This window comes from Pseudoalteromonas sp. OOF1S-7 (assembly GCF_022347765.1).
Lineage (GTDB): Bacteria > Pseudomonadota > Gammaproteobacteria > Enterobacterales > Alteromonadaceae > Pseudoalteromonas.
Genome location: NZ_JAKRFZ010000004.1, coordinates 345871 through 367042, shown reverse-complemented (window position 1 = coordinate 367042; position 21172 = coordinate 345871). Strand labels below are relative to the sequence as shown.

The 21172-nt window shown below is 46.7% G+C and carries 11 protein-coding genes; all 11 read left to right on the top strand.

What is annotated here, in order from left to right:
- Position 1: 1 nt before the first annotated feature.
- The 11 genes from prc to MHN33_RS08820 all read left to right on the top strand — a co-directional run bounded on the left by prc (position 2) and on the right by MHN33_RS08820 (position 21054).
- Complete coding sequence (gene prc, locus MHN33_RS08870) at positions 2-2038, top strand: carboxy terminal-processing peptidase (RefSeq protein ID WP_239397624.1); 2037 nt, start codon at positions 2-4, stop codon at positions 2036-2038.
- A gap of 243 nt (positions 2039-2281) precedes the next feature.
- Entirely contained in the window at positions 2282-3757 is a 1476-nt protein-coding gene (gene nhaC, locus MHN33_RS08865; RefSeq protein ID WP_239397623.1) for a Na+/H+ antiporter NhaC, read from the top strand.
- Positions 3758-3948: 191 nt separating this feature from the next.
- On the top strand, positions 3949-6540 hold the full coding sequence (gene pepN, locus MHN33_RS08860; protein WP_239397622.1) for an aminopeptidase N: 2592 nt from the start codon (positions 3949-3951) through the stop codon (positions 6538-6540).
- A 42-nt stretch (positions 6541-6582) separates the two neighbouring features.
- The gene (locus MHN33_RS08855; RefSeq protein WP_239397621.1) at positions 6583-6804 is read left to right on the top strand and encodes a DUF2835 family protein; all 222 of its coding nucleotides are present in this window, start codon (positions 6583-6585) and stop codon (positions 6802-6804) included.
- A gap of 236 nt (positions 6805-7040) precedes the next feature.
- Positions 7041-9158: a DUF1302 domain-containing protein gene (locus MHN33_RS08850; protein ID WP_239397620.1), complete on the top strand. Its 2118-nt coding sequence runs from the start codon at positions 7041-7043 to the stop codon at positions 9156-9158.
- Positions 9159-9169: 11 nt separating this feature from the next.
- Positions 9170-10537, top strand: a complete 1368-nt coding sequence (locus tag MHN33_RS08845) for a DUF1329 domain-containing protein (RefSeq protein WP_239397619.1) — start codon at positions 9170-9172, stop codon at positions 10535-10537.
- Between the two features lie 109 nt (positions 10538-10646).
- Positions 10647-11645: a YCF48-related protein gene (locus tag MHN33_RS08840; protein WP_239397618.1), complete on the top strand. Its 999-nt coding sequence runs from the start codon at positions 10647-10649 to the stop codon at positions 11643-11645.
- Complete coding sequence (locus tag MHN33_RS08835) at positions 11645-13975, top strand: MMPL family transporter (RefSeq protein WP_239397617.1); 2331 nt, start codon at positions 11645-11647, stop codon at positions 13973-13975. Before MHN33_RS08840 ends, MHN33_RS08835 begins: the two co-directional genes overlap by 1 nt.
- A gap of 202 nt (positions 13976-14177) precedes the next feature.
- A complete protein-coding gene (locus tag MHN33_RS08830; protein WP_239397616.1) occupies positions 14178-19016 on the top strand; it encodes an NAD-glutamate dehydrogenase in 4839 nt (1612 codons plus the stop codon).
- A gap of 254 nt (positions 19017-19270) precedes the next feature.
- On the top strand, positions 19271-20281 hold the full coding sequence (pyrD, locus tag MHN33_RS08825; protein WP_239397615.1) for a quinone-dependent dihydroorotate dehydrogenase: 1011 nt from the start codon (positions 19271-19273) through the stop codon (positions 20279-20281).
- A gap of 245 nt (positions 20282-20526) precedes the next feature.
- Complete coding sequence (locus MHN33_RS08820; RefSeq protein WP_275442720.1) at positions 20527-21054, top strand: cell division protein ZapC domain-containing protein; 528 nt, start codon at positions 20527-20529, stop codon at positions 21052-21054.
- The last annotated feature ends 118 nt before the right edge of the window (positions 21055-21172 follow it).

The following is a 21172-nucleotide window of genomic DNA, read 5'->3' as shown; positions in this document are numbered from 1 at the left end:
TATGAGTAATAAGTTACCTTTAGTTGGTGCAATCGCATTGTTTGTATCTGGCGTGTGTTCTGCTGCAACACAGGCTGTGACGGAAAAAGACATTCCTGTGCTGGAGCCTGAAATCCAGCATGCGACTGCAACCAAAAGGGTAACCAGTAAATTTACTCGTGAACACTATAAGCGCTTTAAACTGGACGATGCGCTGTCTGAACAGATCTTTGATCGTTACATCGAAAATCTCGACTATAACAAATCACTGTTCCTTCAGTCAGACATCGACAAGTTTGCGAACTACAGAAAGCAATTTGACGATGCATTGAAAAAAGGCAAGCTCGATTTTGCGTTTGACATGTTCAACGTCAGTATGCAGCGTCGTTATGAGCGCTTTAACTACGCCATTTCTCTGTTAGATACAGAAATGAAGTTTGATAAACCAGACGAGTTTGTATTTGACAGAGAAGAGATGCAATTTGCCAGTACTCAGGCCGAACTTGATGAGTATTGGCGTCAACGTGTAAAATCTGATGCTCTGAGATTGAAACTGACAGGTAAAGACTGGGCAGGCATCAAAGAGGTCCTGACCAAGCGTTATAAAAACGCCATCAAACGTCTGGTTCAAACCAACAACGAAGATGCTTTTCAGATTGTCATGAATGCGTTTGCGCGCAGCATTGAAGCGCATACTTCCTACTTATCCCCCCGTCGTGCAGAGCAGTTTAAGATGGACATGGAACTTGAGCTGGAAGGCATTGGTGCCGTGCTGGGCTATGACGAAGACTATACGATTATCCGTAGTCTGGTCCCCGGTGGTCCTGCCGACAAAACGGAAAAAATCAAACCGGATGATCGTATTGTTGGCGTGGCGCAGGAAGGGGAAGAATTTGTTGATGTGATCGGCTGGCGTCTCGATGACGTTGTCGACCTCATTAAAGGTCCCAAAGGGACCAAAGTAAGGCTGCAGTACCTTAAAGGCAGTGATACCCATGGTACACCCAAAGTAGTGGAAATTGTGCGAGATAAAATCCGCCTTGAAGACCGGGCTGCAAAGTCAGAAGTATTCGAAGCCAAATACTCTGATCTCACCAGTAAAGTGGGCGTGATTGAAATCCCGAGCTTCTACAACAACTTGTCGAAAGATGTGAAAAAGGAGCTGGAAAAGCTCAAAGAGCAAAAGGTAGACGGCATTATCGTTGATCTCAGACAAAACGGTGGCGGCTCATTGTACGAAGCCACTCAGCTGTCTGGATTATTTATTGATAAAGGCCCGATAGTGCAGATCCACACCGCGTACAACCGTGTTGAAGCACAAAAAGACAGTGATGGCGTGACTTATTACGATGGCCCGTTAACCGTATTAGTTGACCGTTATAGTGCGTCTGCATCCGAGATTTTTGCCGCTGCAATGCAGGATTATGGTCGTGCCGTGGTGATAGGTGAGCAGACGTTTGGTAAAGGAACGGTACAGCAGCACCGTGGTCTAAGAAAGACTTATGATCTGTTTGATAACGCACTTGGCAGTATTACTTACACCATCGCCAAATTCTATCGAATTGATGGCGGCAGTACTCAGAACAAAGGGGTTATTCCAGATATTTTACTGCCTTCAGCGGTTGACCCGGCAGAGTGGGGTGAGAGTCAGGAAGACAATGCGTTGCCATGGGATAGCATTGTAAGAGCCAAATACCGGCAATTAGATGACCTGAATCCGACCATTAAATATTTGAGCGAGCGTCATGGGCTTCGTATTGCAAAAGAGCCTGAGTTTGCTTACGTATACGATGATATTGCGCGATACAAAGCACAGAAAGATGACAATGCGATTTCTCTGGTTGAAGCTGAGCGCACTAAAGAGCGTGAAGAGCGTGACGAACGGGCGCTGAAGCGTACCAATGAGCGCTTAAAACGCCTGGGACAGGAGCCGGTGAAAGATCTGGACGATGTACCAGATATCATTGCAGAGCTAGACCCTTATCTGGAAGAAGCTGCACTGATCACACAAGATTTGATCAACTACGGTCGTTTGGCTAAGAATAATGCAGGTGACTGAATATCTGTTTTAAAGCCAGATGTACAACCGGGCTAAATAACGAAAAGGCGCATTGAGCGCCTTTTTTCGTTACCAGTGCGTGGGAAATTTGTTATTATTGTCAGCTGCAATATTAAAAATAGTCAGGCAGGAATTTGCCTGGCGCTGTCTTGGGCGCAGATTCAGATGTTGTGCTTAACTATTGAACTGACCCGGCAGAGATAATAATAAAGCACTCCATTAAGTGCGAAGGAGTATTCTGGTTTGAGACAACAAAAACAAGCATCCTATCTGGATGCCTTTATTCCCATTGTGGTATTGGTCAGCCTGTTAGGCGCTGCGGTATACCTGTACGGTGACAATTCTTCTTCAGGGCCGAACCAGATAGCCCTGCTGTTTGCGACCTTTACGGCTGCATTGATCGGATTAAAAAATGGCTTTACCTGGAAAACACTCGAAGAAGCCATGATCAAAGGGATCACGATCTCTTTAGGGGCAATCCTGATCCTGCTGATGGTCGGCGCTTTGATCGGAACCTGGCTGTTGTCTGGTACAGTACCGACGTTGATCTACTACGGATTGCAGATTATTCATCCTTCCTGGTTCTATGCCGCAGGGTGCTTGATCTGTGGCATTGTCGCTATGAGTATTGGCAGCTCCTGGACGACAGCCGCAACCATAGGTGTTGCCTTGTTGGGGGTGGCTAACGGCTTAGGGTTAGATCCGGTTGTTACGGCCGGGGCGGTGATCTCAGGTGCTTACTTCGGCGACAAACTCTCACCGCTTTCAGAAACCACTAACCTGGCACCCGCAGTGGCAGGCAGTGACTTGTTTGAGCACATCCAGCATATGTTATGGACCACAGTACCAAGCTTTGTTATTGCTTTGGTTATCTTCATCTTTATGGGGTTTAACGCTGATGTGTCGAGTGAATCGAGCAAAATTGATGAGATTGCCACTATCCTTGAAAGTAACTTTAGTATCAGCATCGTTAATCTGGTTCCACTTGCTATTCTACTGGGACTTGCCATTAAAAAGATGCCTGCTTTTCCGGCCATTTCAATTGGCGCTGTGATTGGTGCGATTTGGGCTTTGCTGTTCCAGGGAGATTTGATTGCGAGCCAGGTTAATCCAGACGAAGGTGCGCTGGTCAGCCACTTTAAGCTGGTTTGGGCCACCTTCTTTGACGGATTCAGCCTGGAAACCGGTAATGCCAAGATGGATGATTTGCTTAGTGGCGGCGGTATGTCCAGTATGTTGACAACTACCTGGCTGGTGATGACTGCGTTAATGTTTGGTGCCATTATGGAAAAAACGGGGTTACTGGAGCTATTCGTTAAGAGTATACTCAAAGTAGCTAAGAGCACAGGCTCGCTCATCGCTTCTACAGTTGCAACCTGTTTTGGTACAAACCTGGTCGCAGCCGATCAGTATATCGCCATCGTAGTGCCGGGGCGCATGTTTAAAGAAGAATATAAGCAACGGGGCCTGAGAAGTGTAAACTTGTCCAGAACCCTGGAAGATGGCGGGACGATCACCAGTCCTCTGATCCCCTGGAATACCTGTGGTGCCTATATGCAAAGCGTATTATTGATTAATCCACTTGATTATGCCGTTTATGCTTTCTTCAACCTTATCAATCCATTCCTGGCGATTGTGTATGCCTATCTAGGCATTAAGATTTTGAAAATCAAACCTAAAGCAATGCAAGAGAACGAGACTGCACCCAACGCATCGTAACCATTAGTACGCAATGTTAGATAAAACGCCTCATTGAATTTGAGGCGTTTTTACACGTCTGTAATTCATAAATCCCTTTGCCCTTAGCGCGGGCCGTTCTACAATAAAGATATTGATTTGTACTCATTTTTTCATTTTGTTCAGTTGTGTGACACTGGCATCAGCAAATGAATTTGATAATAGGAATTGTCATGAACTCAAAACCCCAGGCCAAATACCTGCATGATTATCAGCCTCCTACACATGCAGTTGAAAACCTCTCCTTGACGTTTGAACTGGATCCACAAAACACTAAGGTAACCGCCCGTTTTGTCCTGATTGCGCAAGATGATGCAACGTCTGTGACGCTTAATGGCGTTGATCTGACACTTAACTCTGTGAAAGTAAATGGACAAAGCCATTCAGATTACAAACTACACGACACCGGTCTTGAACTATGTGGGCTAAGTTCACGCGCTGAAATTGAAATCGTCAATACCATATCACCTGGCACAAATACGTCTCTTGAAGGCCTGTATCTGTCAGATGGTGCTTACTGTACTCAGTGTGAGGCAGAAGGATTTCGAAAAATCACCTATTTTCTTGACAGGCCAGACGTACTGACGACTTACCAGGTTAGGATAGTGGGGCCTAAAGACATGCCTTACTTGCTGTCTAATGGCAACAAGGTCGACAGTGGAGAACTGGCTGATGGCCGCCACTATGTATGCTGGGAAGATCCCTTTAAAAAGCCATCGTATTTATTTGCGCTGGTAGCCGGTGACTTCGATGTTCTGGCCGATAAATTTGAAACCCGCTCTGGCCGGCTGGTTGATCTGCAACTATTCGTCGATAAAGGTAACCTGAGTAAAGCTCCTCATGCGATGACTTCTTTGAAAAAGGCCATGGCGTGGGACGAAGAACGGTTTGACCTGGAGTACGATCTTGATATTTACATGATTGTTGCGGTCGACTTTTTCAACATGGGGGCAATGGAAAACAAGGGCCTTAATGTATTCAACAGCGCCTGTGTGTTGGCAAATCAGGAAACAGCAACTGACAGAGATTTTCATGTAATCGAATCAATTGTCGGACATGAGTATTTCCATAACTGGACAGGCAACCGTGTAACCTGCCGGGATTGGTTCCAGCTGAGCCTAAAAGAGGGCCTAACTGTATTCCGTGATCAGGAGTTCAGTAGTGATCTGGGCTCGCGCGCATTAAACCGGATTGATGCAGTGAATACGGTACGTACCCATCAGTTTGCTGAGGACGCGGGGCCAATGGCACATCCTATCCGGCCACAGCAAGTCATCGAAATGAATAACTTCTATACGGTGACTGTGTATAACAAAGGCGCTGAAGTGATCCGTATGATGCATACCATCCTGGGTGAGGCGGGTTTCCAGCAGGGGATGAAGCTTTATTTCGAACGTCATGACGGCCAAGCGGTTACATGTGATGACTTTGTTGCTGCGATGAGTGATGCCAATGGCAAAGACTTGACTCAATTCAAGCTTTGGTACAACCAAATTGGTACGCCTAAGATTAGTGCACGCACGAGTTTTGATGAGCAACAGGGCGAATTTATTTTGCATCTGACACAAAGCCACGCGGAAAATGATCCCATAGAGGCACCACTGCATATTCCGGTTGCGATTGAATTACTGGATAAGCAAGGGCTGGTAATTCCGGCCCCCGAGTCGATTGCTAAACAGGGTAAAGTGATAGAGCTAACCGAGAAACAACAAAGCTTTGTCTTTTCTGGGTTAGAAAATGAGCCTGTGATCGTATTGCTAGAAGGGTTTTCGGCACCTTGCTTATTGAATTATGACTATCAGCAACATCAATTGCTCCATATTGCCAAGTTCGCCAGCAGTGATTACGCGCGTTGGGAAGCCATTCAGCAGCTTTATAAAGCTGAAATTAAGTCTCTGGTGAATACACAGGCGTTTAACGAATATCAGTTGCCGGAGCGTTTGACTCAGGCGCTAAGTATGTTGCTTGACGACTTGAGCGGGGACCTGTCGATTTTGGCAGAGCTATTTACCGTGCCAGGCTTTGAGGCACTCAGCGCTGATTACACCCCAGTTCCGGTAGAACAGCTGGAACAGGCGATATCGACAATAGAGTATCAGATAGCCGAGCAACTTAAGTCAGCCTGGTGTGCAGTCTATGCGCAGCTTGAGGATGACGGCAGTCTTGACGCCACGGCTGTGGCAATTCGAACGATGAAAAATAAATGCTTGTTTTATCTGGCGCAAGTGTCAGATCCGCAGATCCAGGGTTGGATCATGGCGCAAAGTGAAAGCCACAATATGACGCTAAAACTGGGGGCGCTCAGGGCCGCAGTCAATGCTCAGCACGTGCTGACCCAGTTGTTGCTGGATGATTTTGATAAACAGTGGCAGTCTGATTTGCTGGTGATGGACAAGTGGTTTGCGTTGCAAGCGAGCCGGGGTGATGATAACTGTATTGACAACATCTTGTCCCTATATAACCACCCCTGTTTCGACAAAGCCAATCCAAACCGGGTGCGGGCACTCATCGGTGCGTTTACTCGTAGCAACCCTCGCCACTTCCACCACAGCGGTGGCCGTGGCTACGCTTTGCTTGGTGATCTGATAGCCGAATTGAACCAGGTCAACCCGCAAAATGCTTCCCGGATTATCACGCCTTTGCTGTCTTTCAAACGCTTTGATGAAACTCGCCAGAGCCTGATGAAAGCGCAGTTAGAGAAGCTAGCACGCTTGCCCGAGCTGAGTGATGATTTGTTTGAAAAAATCGACAAGGCGCTGAACTAGCAGTGTCTTTAGTCTTGATATGTAAAGGTTTTTATCCACAAGATGCAAGAGTATTACTTTTACATGGATTTGAGCTATGAACTGTGTATGGCGTATTACCACGGACATGTTGAGTTTATTCAGGTCGTTGAAGATGGCGGGAAGCGGATCCGTTTCCCCGCTTATCATATCAGACGGCATGTCTCTAGTTTAGGGATTCGTGGGCGCTTCCGTTTATTGCTTGATGAAAATAACCGCTTCGTAGCGTTGGAAAAAGTAGTTTGATGACAAATATACGGCGAGACATAAACTATTTTTGTTAAATCGGTTTGTTTTAAACTTAAATTACGTGTTATAACTACTCTGGTAGGACGTCTTACCATGAGTGAAATGCGCTCCAATGAGATAAAAATGCACCGATCAGACGCGTATTATTTGTAATTTAAAGCTATCGCTTCTATCGTTACGACAACAAAAAACAATAACTTGATAAGAATTACCCGCCAAAGGGGGGAGAAATAATGATAAAAACATCGCGCTTTGTGAAGAACAAGATAATGCTGGGCCTGAGTGCTGCATGTCTTGGTGTCGCTGGCACTGCTGCGCAAGCCGCCACGTTCCAAGTTGGTGATTTTGATGTGACCTTTGATTCCACGTTTTCTTACGGTCAGAGTATTCGTGTAGAAGACCGTGATTTTGATCACATTGGTAAAAGTAATCACCCACGTTACAACTGGACTGGCTACAACGCCTCACTGGGCAACACCATCTACTCATCTTCTCAGGTCTGGTCACAGCAGGGTGCATACTCGAATAACGGTGACGCCGGCGATTTAAATTTTGACTCAGGCGACACTTTCTCTCAGTTGCTTAAAGGCACGCATGAACTTGGCATTACGAAGGACAACTACGGCTTTTTCTCTCGCTTCATGTATTTCAAAGACTTTGCAATGGAAGACGGTGATTTTGCATACACTAACCCAGTGTCAGGTCAAAAAGTAGACCCCTGTGCAGACGATAACACCAAAGAGCAGGTTTGCTCCGATGTTCGTTTGCTAGATGCCTTCGTCTGGGCAGACTTTGACATCAATGATGGTAAGAACCCGTTGTCAGTGAGACTAGGTCGTCAGGTGGTTAACTGGGGTGAGAGCACGCTTATCAGCCATGGTATTAACGTTAATCCCGTTGATATCGATCGCCTGAAAGCACCTGGTGCTGAACTCAAAGAAGCCTTTATCCCGGTTGGTATGTTCTGGGCGTCACTGGGTTTGACAGACAATCTAACGCTTGAAGCTTTCTATCAGTACGAATGGCATGAAACGCGTCTTCCTGCATCAGGCAGTTACTTCTCAACCAACGACTTCGCGTCTGAGAATGGCTATAATCAAAATATCCAGCTCGGCTTTACAGCGAACCCAGATATTGACCTGGCACATCTGACTGAAGCACTGAATAACCTTCATACAAACTGGATGGGCGCTTTAGCAGCTCAGGGTCTTGATGTGACCGATCCAAATGTATTACAAAGCGAAGCGGCTGTGTCACAGCTCACTTCTATGTATCTGGCTTACCCGACTAAGGTGGCTTTGAAAGGCAAGGGCCACAATGGTAAGAAAGAGCCACAAGATGGTGGTCAGTTTGGTATCCGCCTGGGCATGTTTGCCCCGGAGCTTAACGATACTGAGTTTGCGCTATATTACATTAATTATCATGCGCGTCGCCCGCTGATCTCAGGTAAAGCCTCTAACTTTACCAGCGATGCCATTGCCGCCGATCTGAACTACATTCAGAACAACACGCTTAACGACGAAAACTTCACTAACCTCAACGCATTTACGCAAGGTCTGATTGAATACCCTGAAGATATCAAGCTGTATGGCTTGAGCTTCAATACCGCAATCGGCGAAACGGCTTTCTCAGGTGAATTTGCTTATCGCGAAGATGAGCCGCTGCAAATTGATGACGTAGAATTGCTTTATGCCGGTATGTTGGAACAGCTGGCTTTAGCTGGCATTCGGACTGACGTTGCAGGTCTGTCTCAGTTGAGTAAAGGCGACGATGTTGCTTATGTAAAACCGGGTGAAATCGCACAAGGTTATGTCCTGAAAGACACCATGCAGCTACAGTTTACCGCCACACACCTGTTCGGTCCTTCTCTGGGGGCAGACAGCTGGGCATTGGTCGGTGAAGTAGGTGGTGTCACCATCAAAGACATGCCAAGTTACGATGAGCTACGTTTAAACGTAGCAGGTACTGGCCGAAGCGGTACCATTGAGGGTGTTAACGGTCAAAGCTACGATTTGCTTCATATGGCAATTTCCAATGGTCCTGAAGTGAACCCGTTCCCAACAGCATCAGCATGGGGTTATCGTTTAATTGCGAAGGGTGAATACAACAACCTGTTTGCAGGCGTGAATATGTCACCTCGCATCGTGTTCTCCCACGACGTCAATGGTATTACACCTGATCCTATGTTCTTGTTTGTCGAAGATCGTAAGTCAGTTGGTCTGACCCTGAACTTTAATTATCAAAATGCCTGGTCATTTGACTTTGGTTATAACGCATTCTGGGGTGGTGGCAAGACTAATACATTCTCAGATCGTGACTTCGTTTCATTTAATATCAAGTATTCAATCTAAGGGCTTTCCATATGTTTAGAAAACCTACTATGCTTGCTGCAACAATTATAACTATGATGGCAGCACCGGGAGCATTTGCAAAAATGACCCCAGAAGAAATTGCGCGCTTAGGCGCGGACCTGACGCCGATCGGCGCGGAAAAAGCGGGTAATGCCGACGGTAGTATTCCTGCGTGGACAGGTGGTATCACTAAGCCACCTGCGGGATTTGAAGTGGGTATGCACCACCCAGACCCATACGCAGATGACAAAGTTTTGTTCACGATTGATAAAACCAATCTGGACAAGCACAAAGATAAACTGAGCCCGGGTCAAGTTGCCTTGTTTGAAACGTATCCGGATACCTTTAAGATGCACGTCTACCCAACTCGGCGTAGTGCTGCCTATCCTCAGTTTGTTTACGATGCAACTAAAAAGTATGCAGCTACCGCACAGTTGATTGAAGACGGTAACGGTATCAAAGACACCGCCATTGGTATTCCTTTCCCTATTCCTAAGAACGGTTTAGAAGCAATCTGGAACCATCTGTTGCGTTATCGTGGTTTATCTATCGCGCGTTTCGGCGGACAGGCTATGCCTACAGCTTCAGGGTCATACAATATCATCGGATTCGATGAACAACTGTTGGTAAAATATTCTGATCCAGATGCGACACCGGCTGAGTTGAAAGAGTCTAACGTGTTGTTCAAGTTCAAACAGAAGGTAACGGAACCTGCACGTCTTGCAGGTACCGCTCTGTTGGTTCACGAAACCATGGACCAGATCCTGACTCCTCGTCAGGCATGGACTTACAACACAGGCCAGCGTCGTGTACGTCGTGCACCAAATGTGGCTTATGACGCACCGGGAACAGCATCGGACAGCCTGCGTACTACCGATGATTTCGATATGTTTAACGGTTCACCTAACCGCTATGACTGGACGTTAAAAGGCAAGCAGGAGCTGTACATCCCATACAACAGCTACAAGCTGCACAGTGATAAGCTAAAGTATGACGATATTCTGATGGCCGGTCACGTAAACCCTGAGCATGTTCGGTATGAGAAGCACCGTGTCTGGGTTGTTGAGGCAAACCTGAAAGAGGGAACCCGCCACATCTATAAGAAGCGTGTATTCTATATTGATGAAGACAGCTGGCAGATCCACATTGCCGATTTATATGATAACCGCGATCAGATGTATCGTGTGGCGATGGCCCATGGTCTGAACTACTACGAAGTACCGACCCACTGGAGTACGCTGGACGTGTATCATGATCTTAACTCTCGTCGTTACCTGGCTATTGGCCTGGACAACGAAGAAAGCATGTATGATTTCAGCCAGTCTTTCCAGGACAATGAGTTCACACAAAGCGCTTTACGTCGCGAGGGTAGACGATAAGCACCGCGGCCGGTTGACACCGGCACAGCACAACTTCTCAGGGGTTGCTTTGGTGGCCCCTGAACCTGCTCTTCCTATTCTCTCTCACACTAATTATCGAGTATTCATCATGATTAAGAAGTTAGTCGCAACCACGATTGCAGTGATGGCAATGCAAAGTGATGCAGTAGCCGCAGCTTCTGATGCATTAATGGTGGCACACCCACAGCGTACACTATTGACAGATATCAGTTACACAGGTCAGCAACTGGTTGCGGTTGGTAAGCATGGCACCATAGTAACCAGCCAAGATGGTAAAAGCTGGCAGCAAGCCACAGTGCCAGTGCAAAGCTTACTGACCGCAGTGACCTTTGCCAGCGAAAAAAAAGGCTGGGCATGTGGCCACGACGCAACGATCCTGAACACCGAAGACGGTGGTCAAAGCTGGCAGATCCAGCAACATTTACCAGATATTGAAAAACCTTGTCTTGATATTACCTTTGCCGATGAACAAACCGGCTATGCTGTTGGTGCTTACGGAATGATGTATGAAACCACAGACGGCGGGAAAAAATGGACGAAGCGGTTTATTGATGCCTTTGTTCACCCGGATGACGTCACTTATCTTGCCGAACTCAAAGAAGATGATCCGGCAGCTTATGAAGATGAAACCGCGTTTATTTTGCCTCACTTCAATGCGCTGCTGATTGATGGCTCGCAATATCTGCTGGCCGGTGAAATGGGGTTGTTCGCCATCAGTGATGATGCCGGAAAGAGCTGGCGCAAGATACCCGCATTTTATGCCGGGTCTCTGTTCTCAATTAATAAAACAGCGGATGGCAGGGTGATTGCAGCAGGGCTACGCGGCAATGCTTTTGTCTCCAACTCGGACTTATCTCAGTTTCAGCGCCTGGCGCTTAACAAAACAGCCACGATTAATCACGTTTTAAGCGTTAATAATCAACAGTATTTGTTTGCAAACAGTGGTGTTATACATTCACGAAATGACGCAGGCTTGTCCAGTAAGCAGCTTAAAAATGGCAAATCCATTATGGCTGGCGTTTTATTTGAAGGAAACCTGGTGTTGGCAACGGAACAAGGGATCCAGATAGTAGAGGCGAAACACTAATGCAGTCATTGTTAAACCAACTAGTTTACGTCGTTTTCAGACATCGTGTCGCGATGATCTTGTTCTTCATTGTGGCAACCCTGTTTTTAGGTTTTCGCGCGACGCAGATCCAGCTTGATGCTTCTTTCAACAAAAACATTCCTCTAAATCATGAGTATATGCAGGTTTACCTGAAGCACGAAAAGCAGTTTGGCGGTGCAAACAGCATCCTGATTTCTGTGTGTGATGCCGACGGGGATATTTTTAATCCTGAATTTTTTACTCAGCTGAAAGCCGTTCACGACCAGCTGTATTTTATTCCGGGGGTCAATCGCCCACTGGTTAACTCAATTTTTGCTCCCAGCGCACGGTTTGTGGAGGTCGTTGAAGACGGCTTTGCCGGCGGTCCTATTATCCCTGCAAATTTCACGGCTGATGAAGCAGGTTTGGCTGTTGTGAAGCAAAACATTGAAAAGGCGAAAGTTGTGGGCCGTATGGTGGCCAGTGATTATTCGTGTGCGATGGTGACAGCCCAGCTTATGGAAACGGATCCGCAAACGCAGGAAAAGCTGGATACACTGGCATTTGCTAAAAAGCTCGAAAGTGAAATTCGTGAACCACTGAGTACAGATAAGGTGTCTGTTCATATCATTGGTTTCGCCAAAATGGCTGGTGATATTGCCGATGGCGCTAAAGGCGTTGTGCTGTTTTTTGCGGTAGCAATTTTATTCACATTTATCATGGTGTGGTTATTCTGTAAGAGCTTCAAACTGACTCTCTTGCCCATCATGTGCTCCCTGATTGCCGTTGTCTGGCAAATGGGCTTGCTCACTGTATTGGGTTTTGGCTTAGATCCTATGTCGATCCTGGTACCGTTTTTGGTCTTTGCCATTGGTGTGAGCCATGGTGTACAGATGATCAATGCGATCGGTAAGAAAGTGGCAGAAGGTGTGAGCAGTAAAGTAGCGGCAGAAGCGAGCTTCAAAGCTTTGCTTATTCCGGGTGGAATTGCACTGCTATCCGACACGGTAGGCTTTTTGACATTACTCGCGATAGATATCGGCATTATCCGCGAGCTGGCAATTACGGCAAGTTTGGGTGTTGCTGTGATTATTTTCACTAACCTGATCTTGTTGCCAGTACTGGCTTCTTACTACAACTCCAGCAGAATTCACCGTGTTGATGATGGTAATTCATTCAGCCATAAGCTGTTCACCACGATGCGAGAAAGTTTGGTGAAAACCACCGATAAGCGTGTCGCTCGGGTTATCCTGCTGGTCAGTGCCGTTTTGTTTGGCCTGGGATACTGGCAGTCACAACACATGCAAATTGGTGATCTGCATGCAGGGGCACCAGCGCTACACGAAGATGCCCGTTATAATCAGGATACTTTCCTGATCTCAGACCGTTACGCTATTTCTTCGGATATCCTCAAAGTGTTGGTTGAAGCCTATCCGGCTGCGTGTACAGAGCATGACACGATGGACAGGATCAGTCGTTTTCAGTGGCGCGTGGAGAACTTGCCTGGTGTCCAGTCTGCTGTTTCGTTAAGCTCCGTGGCGCAATCGGTGAATGCAGGATACAACGAAGGGAACCTGAAGTGGCAAACGCTGCCGCGTAACAGCGCGTCGCTGGTTCAGGCCACATCCCGGGTTGAAACCAGCACCGGCTTGTTGAATGGCGACTGTTCTGTGATGCCGATTATTATCTTCATGGCCGATCACAAGGCGCAAACCATAGATAATGTGGTATCGCAAATTAAGGCGTTTGCTGAGGAAGAGGGCACCGATCAAGTGCAGTTTAAACTGGCATCTGGCCCTATTGGTGTAATGGCGGCGACTAACGAGTCGGTATCGGCGGCGCAGTTGCCGATGATGATTTACGTTTATGGCGCGGTGATTGTATTGTGCCTGATTAGTTTCAGAAGTGTGCGCGCCACCATCGCTGTTGTATTGCCACTGTATATCGTCTCAACGTTGGCACAAGCATTGATGGTGAAGCTGGAAATTGGTCTGACGGTATCGACCCTGCCAGTAATTGCTCTGGGGGTAGGTATAGGTGTGGATTATGGCATCTATATTCTGTCTTCTATGATGACACAGTTGAAACAAGGCGTGCCGCTTGCCTATGCGTATCGTAACGCGCTGGCCGAGCGCGGTAGTGCGGTGCTGTTTACCGGTATCACCCTGGCCATCGGTGTTAGCACCTGGATTTTCTCTGCACTCAAATTCCAGGTCGATATGGGGATATTGTTAACCTTCATGTTCCTGGTTAATATGTTGGGTGCCGTTTTATTATTACCTGCAATAGGAACCTTAATCTGGACAGACCAGAAAAAAAAGTGTGAATAAAAGTGCTTATAAATGGCCGGTTTCGGCCATTTATATCTATATTTAGTGAATATCTGACCAACCGGCTGAAAAGGCTATAATGTTTTCGTCGAAAAGGCTTTTTATTAGCGCCAGAAAGGTTAAAATTCACATGACTCCACGCTAATAAATGGCTGTACAAATAATCTACCGTTCAAAGGTGGTATAGATTAAGGAACACATAATGACACAAAATGAAGGTCCAGCATCGGTTATCCTGGATAACGTCACCAAGCTGATCCACAAAAAAGTTCATGCCGAAAACGTGTCGCTCGTTGAAACTTTTGCCAAAGCCTTGTACAGCAATATGTCTAAAGAGGACTTGGCACATCGTAACGACAGTGACTTATACGGAGCCGCATTGAGTCTTTGGAATTCTCTGGAAAAGAATGCCACTGACGATGCGGTTATTCGCGTTTTCAACCCTGAAGTAGCCAAAGATGGCTGGCAATCCTCTCACACGATCGTAGAGATCATCGCCAAAGACATGCCGTTTTTGGTTGACTCGGTGCGCATGGCACTTAGCCGCAAAAACATCGTGTCTCACTTACTGTTACATAGCCCGCTTAAAATCAAGCGCGACAGTAATAACAAGATCACTGCGCTTTCAAATTTAAAAGCAGATCAGGAATCATCGTCGACCAAGACTGTGTTTTTCATAGAGATTGATCGTCAGACCGACGCTAAGGCAATCAAAGAGTTCACCGAGGAACTGGAATCAGTATTGAAAGACGTGTCTGTGGCCGTTGAAGACTGGAAGCCAATCCGCGACAAGCTGGTTGCAGTCAGCAAAGAGATCCCAACACGCCACCATGATTGCACTCAGGCTGAGGTTGATGAAGCGGTCGAGTTCCTTGAGTGGCTATCTTCAGATAACTTCACCTTTATGGGTTATCGTCAGTATGACTTGGTGCCTGTACAAGGGGACCACGAACTGCGCGCAGTGCCAGACACAAGCCTGGGTTTGATGAAAAACTCCAGCCATGATGGCGGTCGTTTGCTGTCAGAGCTACCGGAAGTTGCCCGTAAAGAAGCACGCAGCAAAAACCTGCTGATATTAACTAAGACTAACTCCCTGTCTCGTGTTCATCGCCCGGCTTATATTGATTATGTGGGCATCAAACGCTTTGACGAACAGGGCAATGTGATCGGCGAAGATCGTTTCATTGGGTTGTTCTCATCAAGCTTCTACAACAATAGTGCAGCCGATGTGCCTGTTCTCAAGAGCAAAATCCAGCGCATTATGGAGCAGTGTGATTTTGCAGAAGGTACCCACGCTTATAAGGCAGTATTGAATTTACTGGAAACCTATCCGCGTGATGAGTTGGTACAGGCCCGTGAAGCCGAGTTATTAGAAGTTGCGACTGGCGTATTGCAAATTCAGGAACGCGACATGTGTCGTCTGTTCGTTCGCCGTGATGTATACGGGCGCTTCTTCTCTTGTATGGTTTACGTACCACGTGAACGCTATAACACGGCACTACGTCGTGAAACTCAAAAGTTATTGGCAGATGCATTTAAGTCCAATGAAAAAGTTGAGTTTACGACCTTTTTCTCAGAGTCCACACTGGCGAGAACGCATTACATCGTGCGTGTGGCAGACAACAGTATTAAGTACAACGTGAAAGACATCGAAAATAACCTGGCAGAAGCCGCACGCACTTGGGAAGATAAACTACAGTCAGCCTTGCTTGGCAGCACTGGTGAATCCCGTGGCAATGAGCTAAACCGTAAGTATGCTAATGCATTCCCACACTCATATAAAGATCAGGTTCTACCGAGTGCAGCGGTGGTAGACATTGAAAAGCTTGAGCAACTAAGTGATGAGAAAAAGCTGGAAATGCTTTTTTACCGTCCTCAGGAAGAAGCAAACAGCGAAATCGTTCGTCTGAGCCTGTTCCACAAAGATGTTCCCATTCATTTGTCAGACGTCATGCCGATGCTGGAAAATTTCGGTCTGCGCGTCATTGGTGAAACGCCTTACGCAATCAAAACCAGCGACGGCCAGGTAAACTGGATCATGGACTTCTCCATGATGATCGATTCCAAAGGCATTGCTGATTTCGATAAAGTGTCGGCACGTTTTCGCGCCGCACTGACTAATGTGTGGAACAACCGTCTGGAAAGCGATGGCTTCAACCGCATGGTGTTGTTAGGAGGCATGACGGGTCGTGAAGCGTCTATTTTGCGTGCATACGCTAAATATATGCGTCAGATTGGCGTGACATTCTCGCAATCTTATATCGAAAATACCTTTGAGCACTATCCGCACATTGCAGCGCAAATCGTCGAGCTGTTTGTGAAGAAATTCTCTCCTGCGAAGAAAGCGACGCAGAAGACGCTGGACAAGCTGATTGAGAAGATCTATCTGGAACTGGAAAATGTTGCTAACCTGGATGACGATCGCATCATTCGCATGTACGTTGATATGATCAATGCCACACTGCGTACTAACTTCTATCAAAAAGAAGCGGACGACAGCAACAAGTCTTATGTTTCATTCAAGGTCAATCCTCGGGCGATCCCTGACATGCCTTTGCCATTACCGGCATACGAGATCTTCGTCTACTCTCCGCGCGTAGAAGGTGTGCATTTACGTGGCGGTAAAGTCGCTCGTGGTGGCTTGCGCTGGTCTGACCGCCGTGAAGATTTCCGTACTGAGGTTCTGGGCCTGGTTAAGGCACAGCAGGTTAAGAATACAGTTATTGTACCGGTTGGGTCAAAAGGCGGATTCGTTTGTAAGCAACTGCCAAGTGACCGTGAAGCTTTCTTCAAAGAAGGACAAGCGTGCTACAAGATGTTTATTCGTGGTTTATTGGACATCACAGACAACATTGTCCACGGTGAAATTGTGCCACCGGTAGATGTTGTGCGTCATGATGAAGATGACCCGTATCTGGTGGTTGCTGCCGATAAAGGCACTGCAACTTTCTCTGATATCGCGAATGGCATCGCGGATGAGTACAACTTCTGGCTGGGTGATGCATTTGCCTCAGGTGGTTCAATTGGTTATGACCATAAGAAAATGGGTATCACTGCGAAAGGTGCGTGGGAGTCGGTTAAACGTCATTTCCGTGAAATGGACATCGACTGTCAGACCACAGACTTCACAGCGGTTGGTATCGGTGACATGGGTGGTGACGTATTTGGTAATGGTATGTTGCTGTCTAAGCATATTCGCCTGCAGGCAGCCTTTAACCACATGCACATTTTCATCGACCCGAATCCGGATGCAGCAAGTTCGTATGTAGAACGCGAACGTTTGTTTAATCTGCCACGCTCAAGCTGGGAAGATTATAACAAAGAGCTGATCTCTGAGGGCGGTGGTGTATTCTCGCGTGCTGCTAAGTCAATTAACCTGACTGCTGAGATGAAGAAGATGCTGGGCACCAAAAAAGCCAGCATGACTCCTAACGAGTTAATTAAAGCCTTGCTTAAGATGCCAGCTGACCTGCTGTGGAACGGTGGTATCGGCACTTACATTAAAGCTAAGTCTGAATCCAATGCAGACGTAGGCGACCGCGCGAACGATGGTTTACGCATAGATGGTTCAGAGCTGGGTGCAAAAATATTTGGTGAAGGTGGTAACCTGGGTGCAACGCAACTGGGTCGTATCGAGTTTGCCGAGAAAGGCGGGCGCATTAACACCGACTTCATTGATAACGTAGGTGGTGTGGCGTGTTCAGATAACGAGGTAAACATCAAGATCCTGCTAAATGGCTTGGTAGCTGAAGGTGACCTGACCAAGAAGCAGCGTGATGAATTACTGTATGCCATGACGGACGAAGTGTCTGAACTGGTGCTGGCGGACTGTTACCGTCAAACACATACTTTGTCTATCACTAAGTCAAAGGGCCCGGCAACACTGAAAGAGAAGATCCGCTTTATCCATGCACTGGAGAAAGAAGGCAAACTGGACCGTACCATTGAGTTTCTACCAACCGATGAAGAGTTAGCAGAGCGTGCAGCGGCAGGTTCAGATCTGACTCGTCCAGAGCTTTCTGTACTGGTTTCTTACTCTAAAATGGTGTTGAAAGAATCACTGGTTGTCGATGAGATTTCAGAAAACCCATATTATCGCCAGCTGTTGGTAAATTCATTCCCGGTGCCACTGCGTGAGCGCTTTAACGCGGCGATGGATAACCACCCACTGCGTAAAGAAATTATTGCGACTAAACTGGCCAATAACATCGTTAATGACATGGGTCTGAACTTCATGGTTCGTATGCATGAAGAAACAGGAGCAACGGAAGCTGAGATTGCGTTGTGTTACTCAATTGCCAGCGAAATCTTTGAAATGAAGGACACCTGGCAGTCAATTGCGGCACTGGATAACCATATTCCATCAGCGGTTCAGACTGAAATGTTGTACCAACTGCGTCGTACTGTTCGTCGTACAACGCGTTGGTTCCTGCGTCATCGCAACAAAGGCATGACGATTGAAGAGACCATTGCGTTCTTTGCGCCAACCTTTGCCGATTTGAGTAAGAACCTGAACAACTACATGGTTGAGGAAGAGGGGGCTCGCCTGGCAGAAAAAGCCGATGCATTGATTGCACAGGGTGTACCTGAGCAAATCGCGATGCGCATTGTGTCTCTGTCTAGCTTGTTCTCTGTCATGGATCTGGCAGAAGTAGCTGCGAATTCTGGCCGCGCTATTGATGTAGTGTCTAACACTTACTTCAAGTTGGGCGCTAACATGGGACTGCACTGGTTCCTGGATCAGATCACGGCACAACCTGTAGCGAACCACTGGCAGGCGCTGGCACGTGCATCTTATCGTGAAGAGCTGGACTGGCAGCAACGTGCACTGTCTGAAGTTGTCTTGAACAGCTTTGAAGGGGATGACCACGATGTAGATTCACTGATCAACCAGTGGATGGAAAATCAGTCAACCTTGTTACTGCGCTGGCAGCAAATGCTAGCTGAGTTCAAGACGTCACAGAGTCACGACTTTGCGAAGTTCTCAGTGGCATTACGTGAGCTGATGCTGTTGAGTCACAACTGTGACACTTCCAAATAGAAAATAACCCGTTAAAATACCCCGGCTTTGCTGGGGTATTTTTTTATCTCAGATTTGAAATTGATACTAAGTCGCTTCATTAAGTAGCTAATTTTGAGGTAAGAAAATCTCGGTGAGAACCAGGTAAAAATTTTGCTGTTTAGGGAACTAAACGAAAAATTTTTAACGCAGTTAGCGGCAGATTTTATCCTCCAAGCTGGTTACGCATGAATGCGCAGTGGTGTCATACGTTACTAGGAACTTAAGGAGTCTCCATGTTTTATGATTTAGCGCGTCGTTATATGTTCAGTAAAGATGCCGAGTGGGCTCATGATTTTGCGCTCGGAAATTTACGCCGCTTCGCGAACACCCCATTAAGTATGGCCTGGTCACAGTCACTTCCAAAGAAACCGGTTACTTTCCTTGGCCTGGAGTTTGACAACCCGGTGGGGTTAGCTGCGGGACTCGACAAAAATGCAGAATGTATTGATGCGTTCAGCCAGATGGGCTTTGGCTTTATTGAAGTGGGTACGGTTACACCTAAACCTCAGGCAGGTAATGATAAACCTAGGATATTCCGCTTGCCAGAAGCCAATGCCATTATTAACCGCATGGGTTTTAATAACAAAGGGGTCGATAACCTGGTTGCGAATGTTAAGGCGGCCCGGTACAGCGGTATCCTGGGTATTAATATCGGTAAGAACAAAGACACACCGAACGAGCAGGGTAAAGATGACTATATCCACTGTATGCGTAAAGTGTTTGAGCATGCGTCTTATATTACCGTCAATATTTCCTCACCCAATACACCAGGATTACGCGATTTACAATATGGTGAAGCGCTGGACGACCTGCTCCAGAGCCTGAAAAATGAGCAGGTTGACCTGATAGAGAAACACAAAAAGTCAGTGCCTATGCTGGTGAAGATCGCGCCGGATGTGGATGCGGTTCAGTTGCAACAAATTGCCGAGTCATTAGTCAATAATCGGATTGATGGCGTCATTGCCACCAATACTACACTGTCGCGAGAAGCGGTAAAAGGTCTGGCACATGCAGAAGAAGCAGGCGGTTTGTCGGGTCGTCCGGTACGTGAAAAGTCGACACAGGTTGTGAGTGAGCTAAAACGTATGACAGAGGGCAAACTGCCCATTATAGGCGTAGGTGGGATCGACAGCGCTGCTGCGGCAAAAGAAAAGCTCAATGCCGGTGCCGATTTGGTTCAGGTTTACACCGGTTTTATCTATGAAGGTCCTCAGTTGATCAAAAAGATCATCACTGAGATCTAACTGGCGGTTTTATAAGCTACTGAATATGAATGTAATTGCTTTGTAATTTCACCGCCATTTAAACACACATTGATTAAACGATCATTGTAACGTCACAATGATCGTTTTTTCCTTATAAAGATCATTTATATAACGCAATGATCTAAAACAATTTGTTATTACAAATATTTTCACACTGTGATATTTCGCGATATACTTCTGGTCAGGTCATAGGTGCATAACACATTGATATCGGGAGGTCAGTTTTGCAAGCATCCAAAGAGTGGCGGTGGATAAGATGTAGCCACAGAAACAGACTGCTTGTGGATTTGGGTGAAGACCTCCAGTTGTGTACGCCTTTTCGTCTCAGGCAGCTAACGGAAGACTCTCTGCACAGTATCGACTTGAGCGTCGATGAAGCTGCGTTTTATCGTAATGTTTATGATTATTTGCTTGGGTTTAAAGTCTGGTCTGAGCCTCAGTGTTGCCAAATTGCACTCAATGCCACGGCCGCAAAATTTCACCTACTTCCTGTTCAGGCCAAAAGCTGGTTTTTCAGTTGTTACACGGGCGGTCAGCCTTTGTGTGAAGCTGTTGTCACGTTGCAGTCAAGATGTCAGTCCGGTGAATTCCTGATTGTTGATCACAATCATGAGACCAGCCTGTGTATTAATCTGACACAAGGCTTTATGCTGGATGAAAACATAGAGCTGGAGCAGTTCCAGGCAATCAAAGTCCTTAACGACAGGGTACACCCTCTCATTCAGGTACACAAGCAAACTCAGACGGCCTGATGCTCATTTCAGTCAGCAGGTTTTGATTGCTGAGCTAAAGGGCCAGCTGCCACTCTGATATCCCAGTCTGCTACTTGCTGTGTTATACTCGCTGCAATTGAAATTATTGAGTATTTAC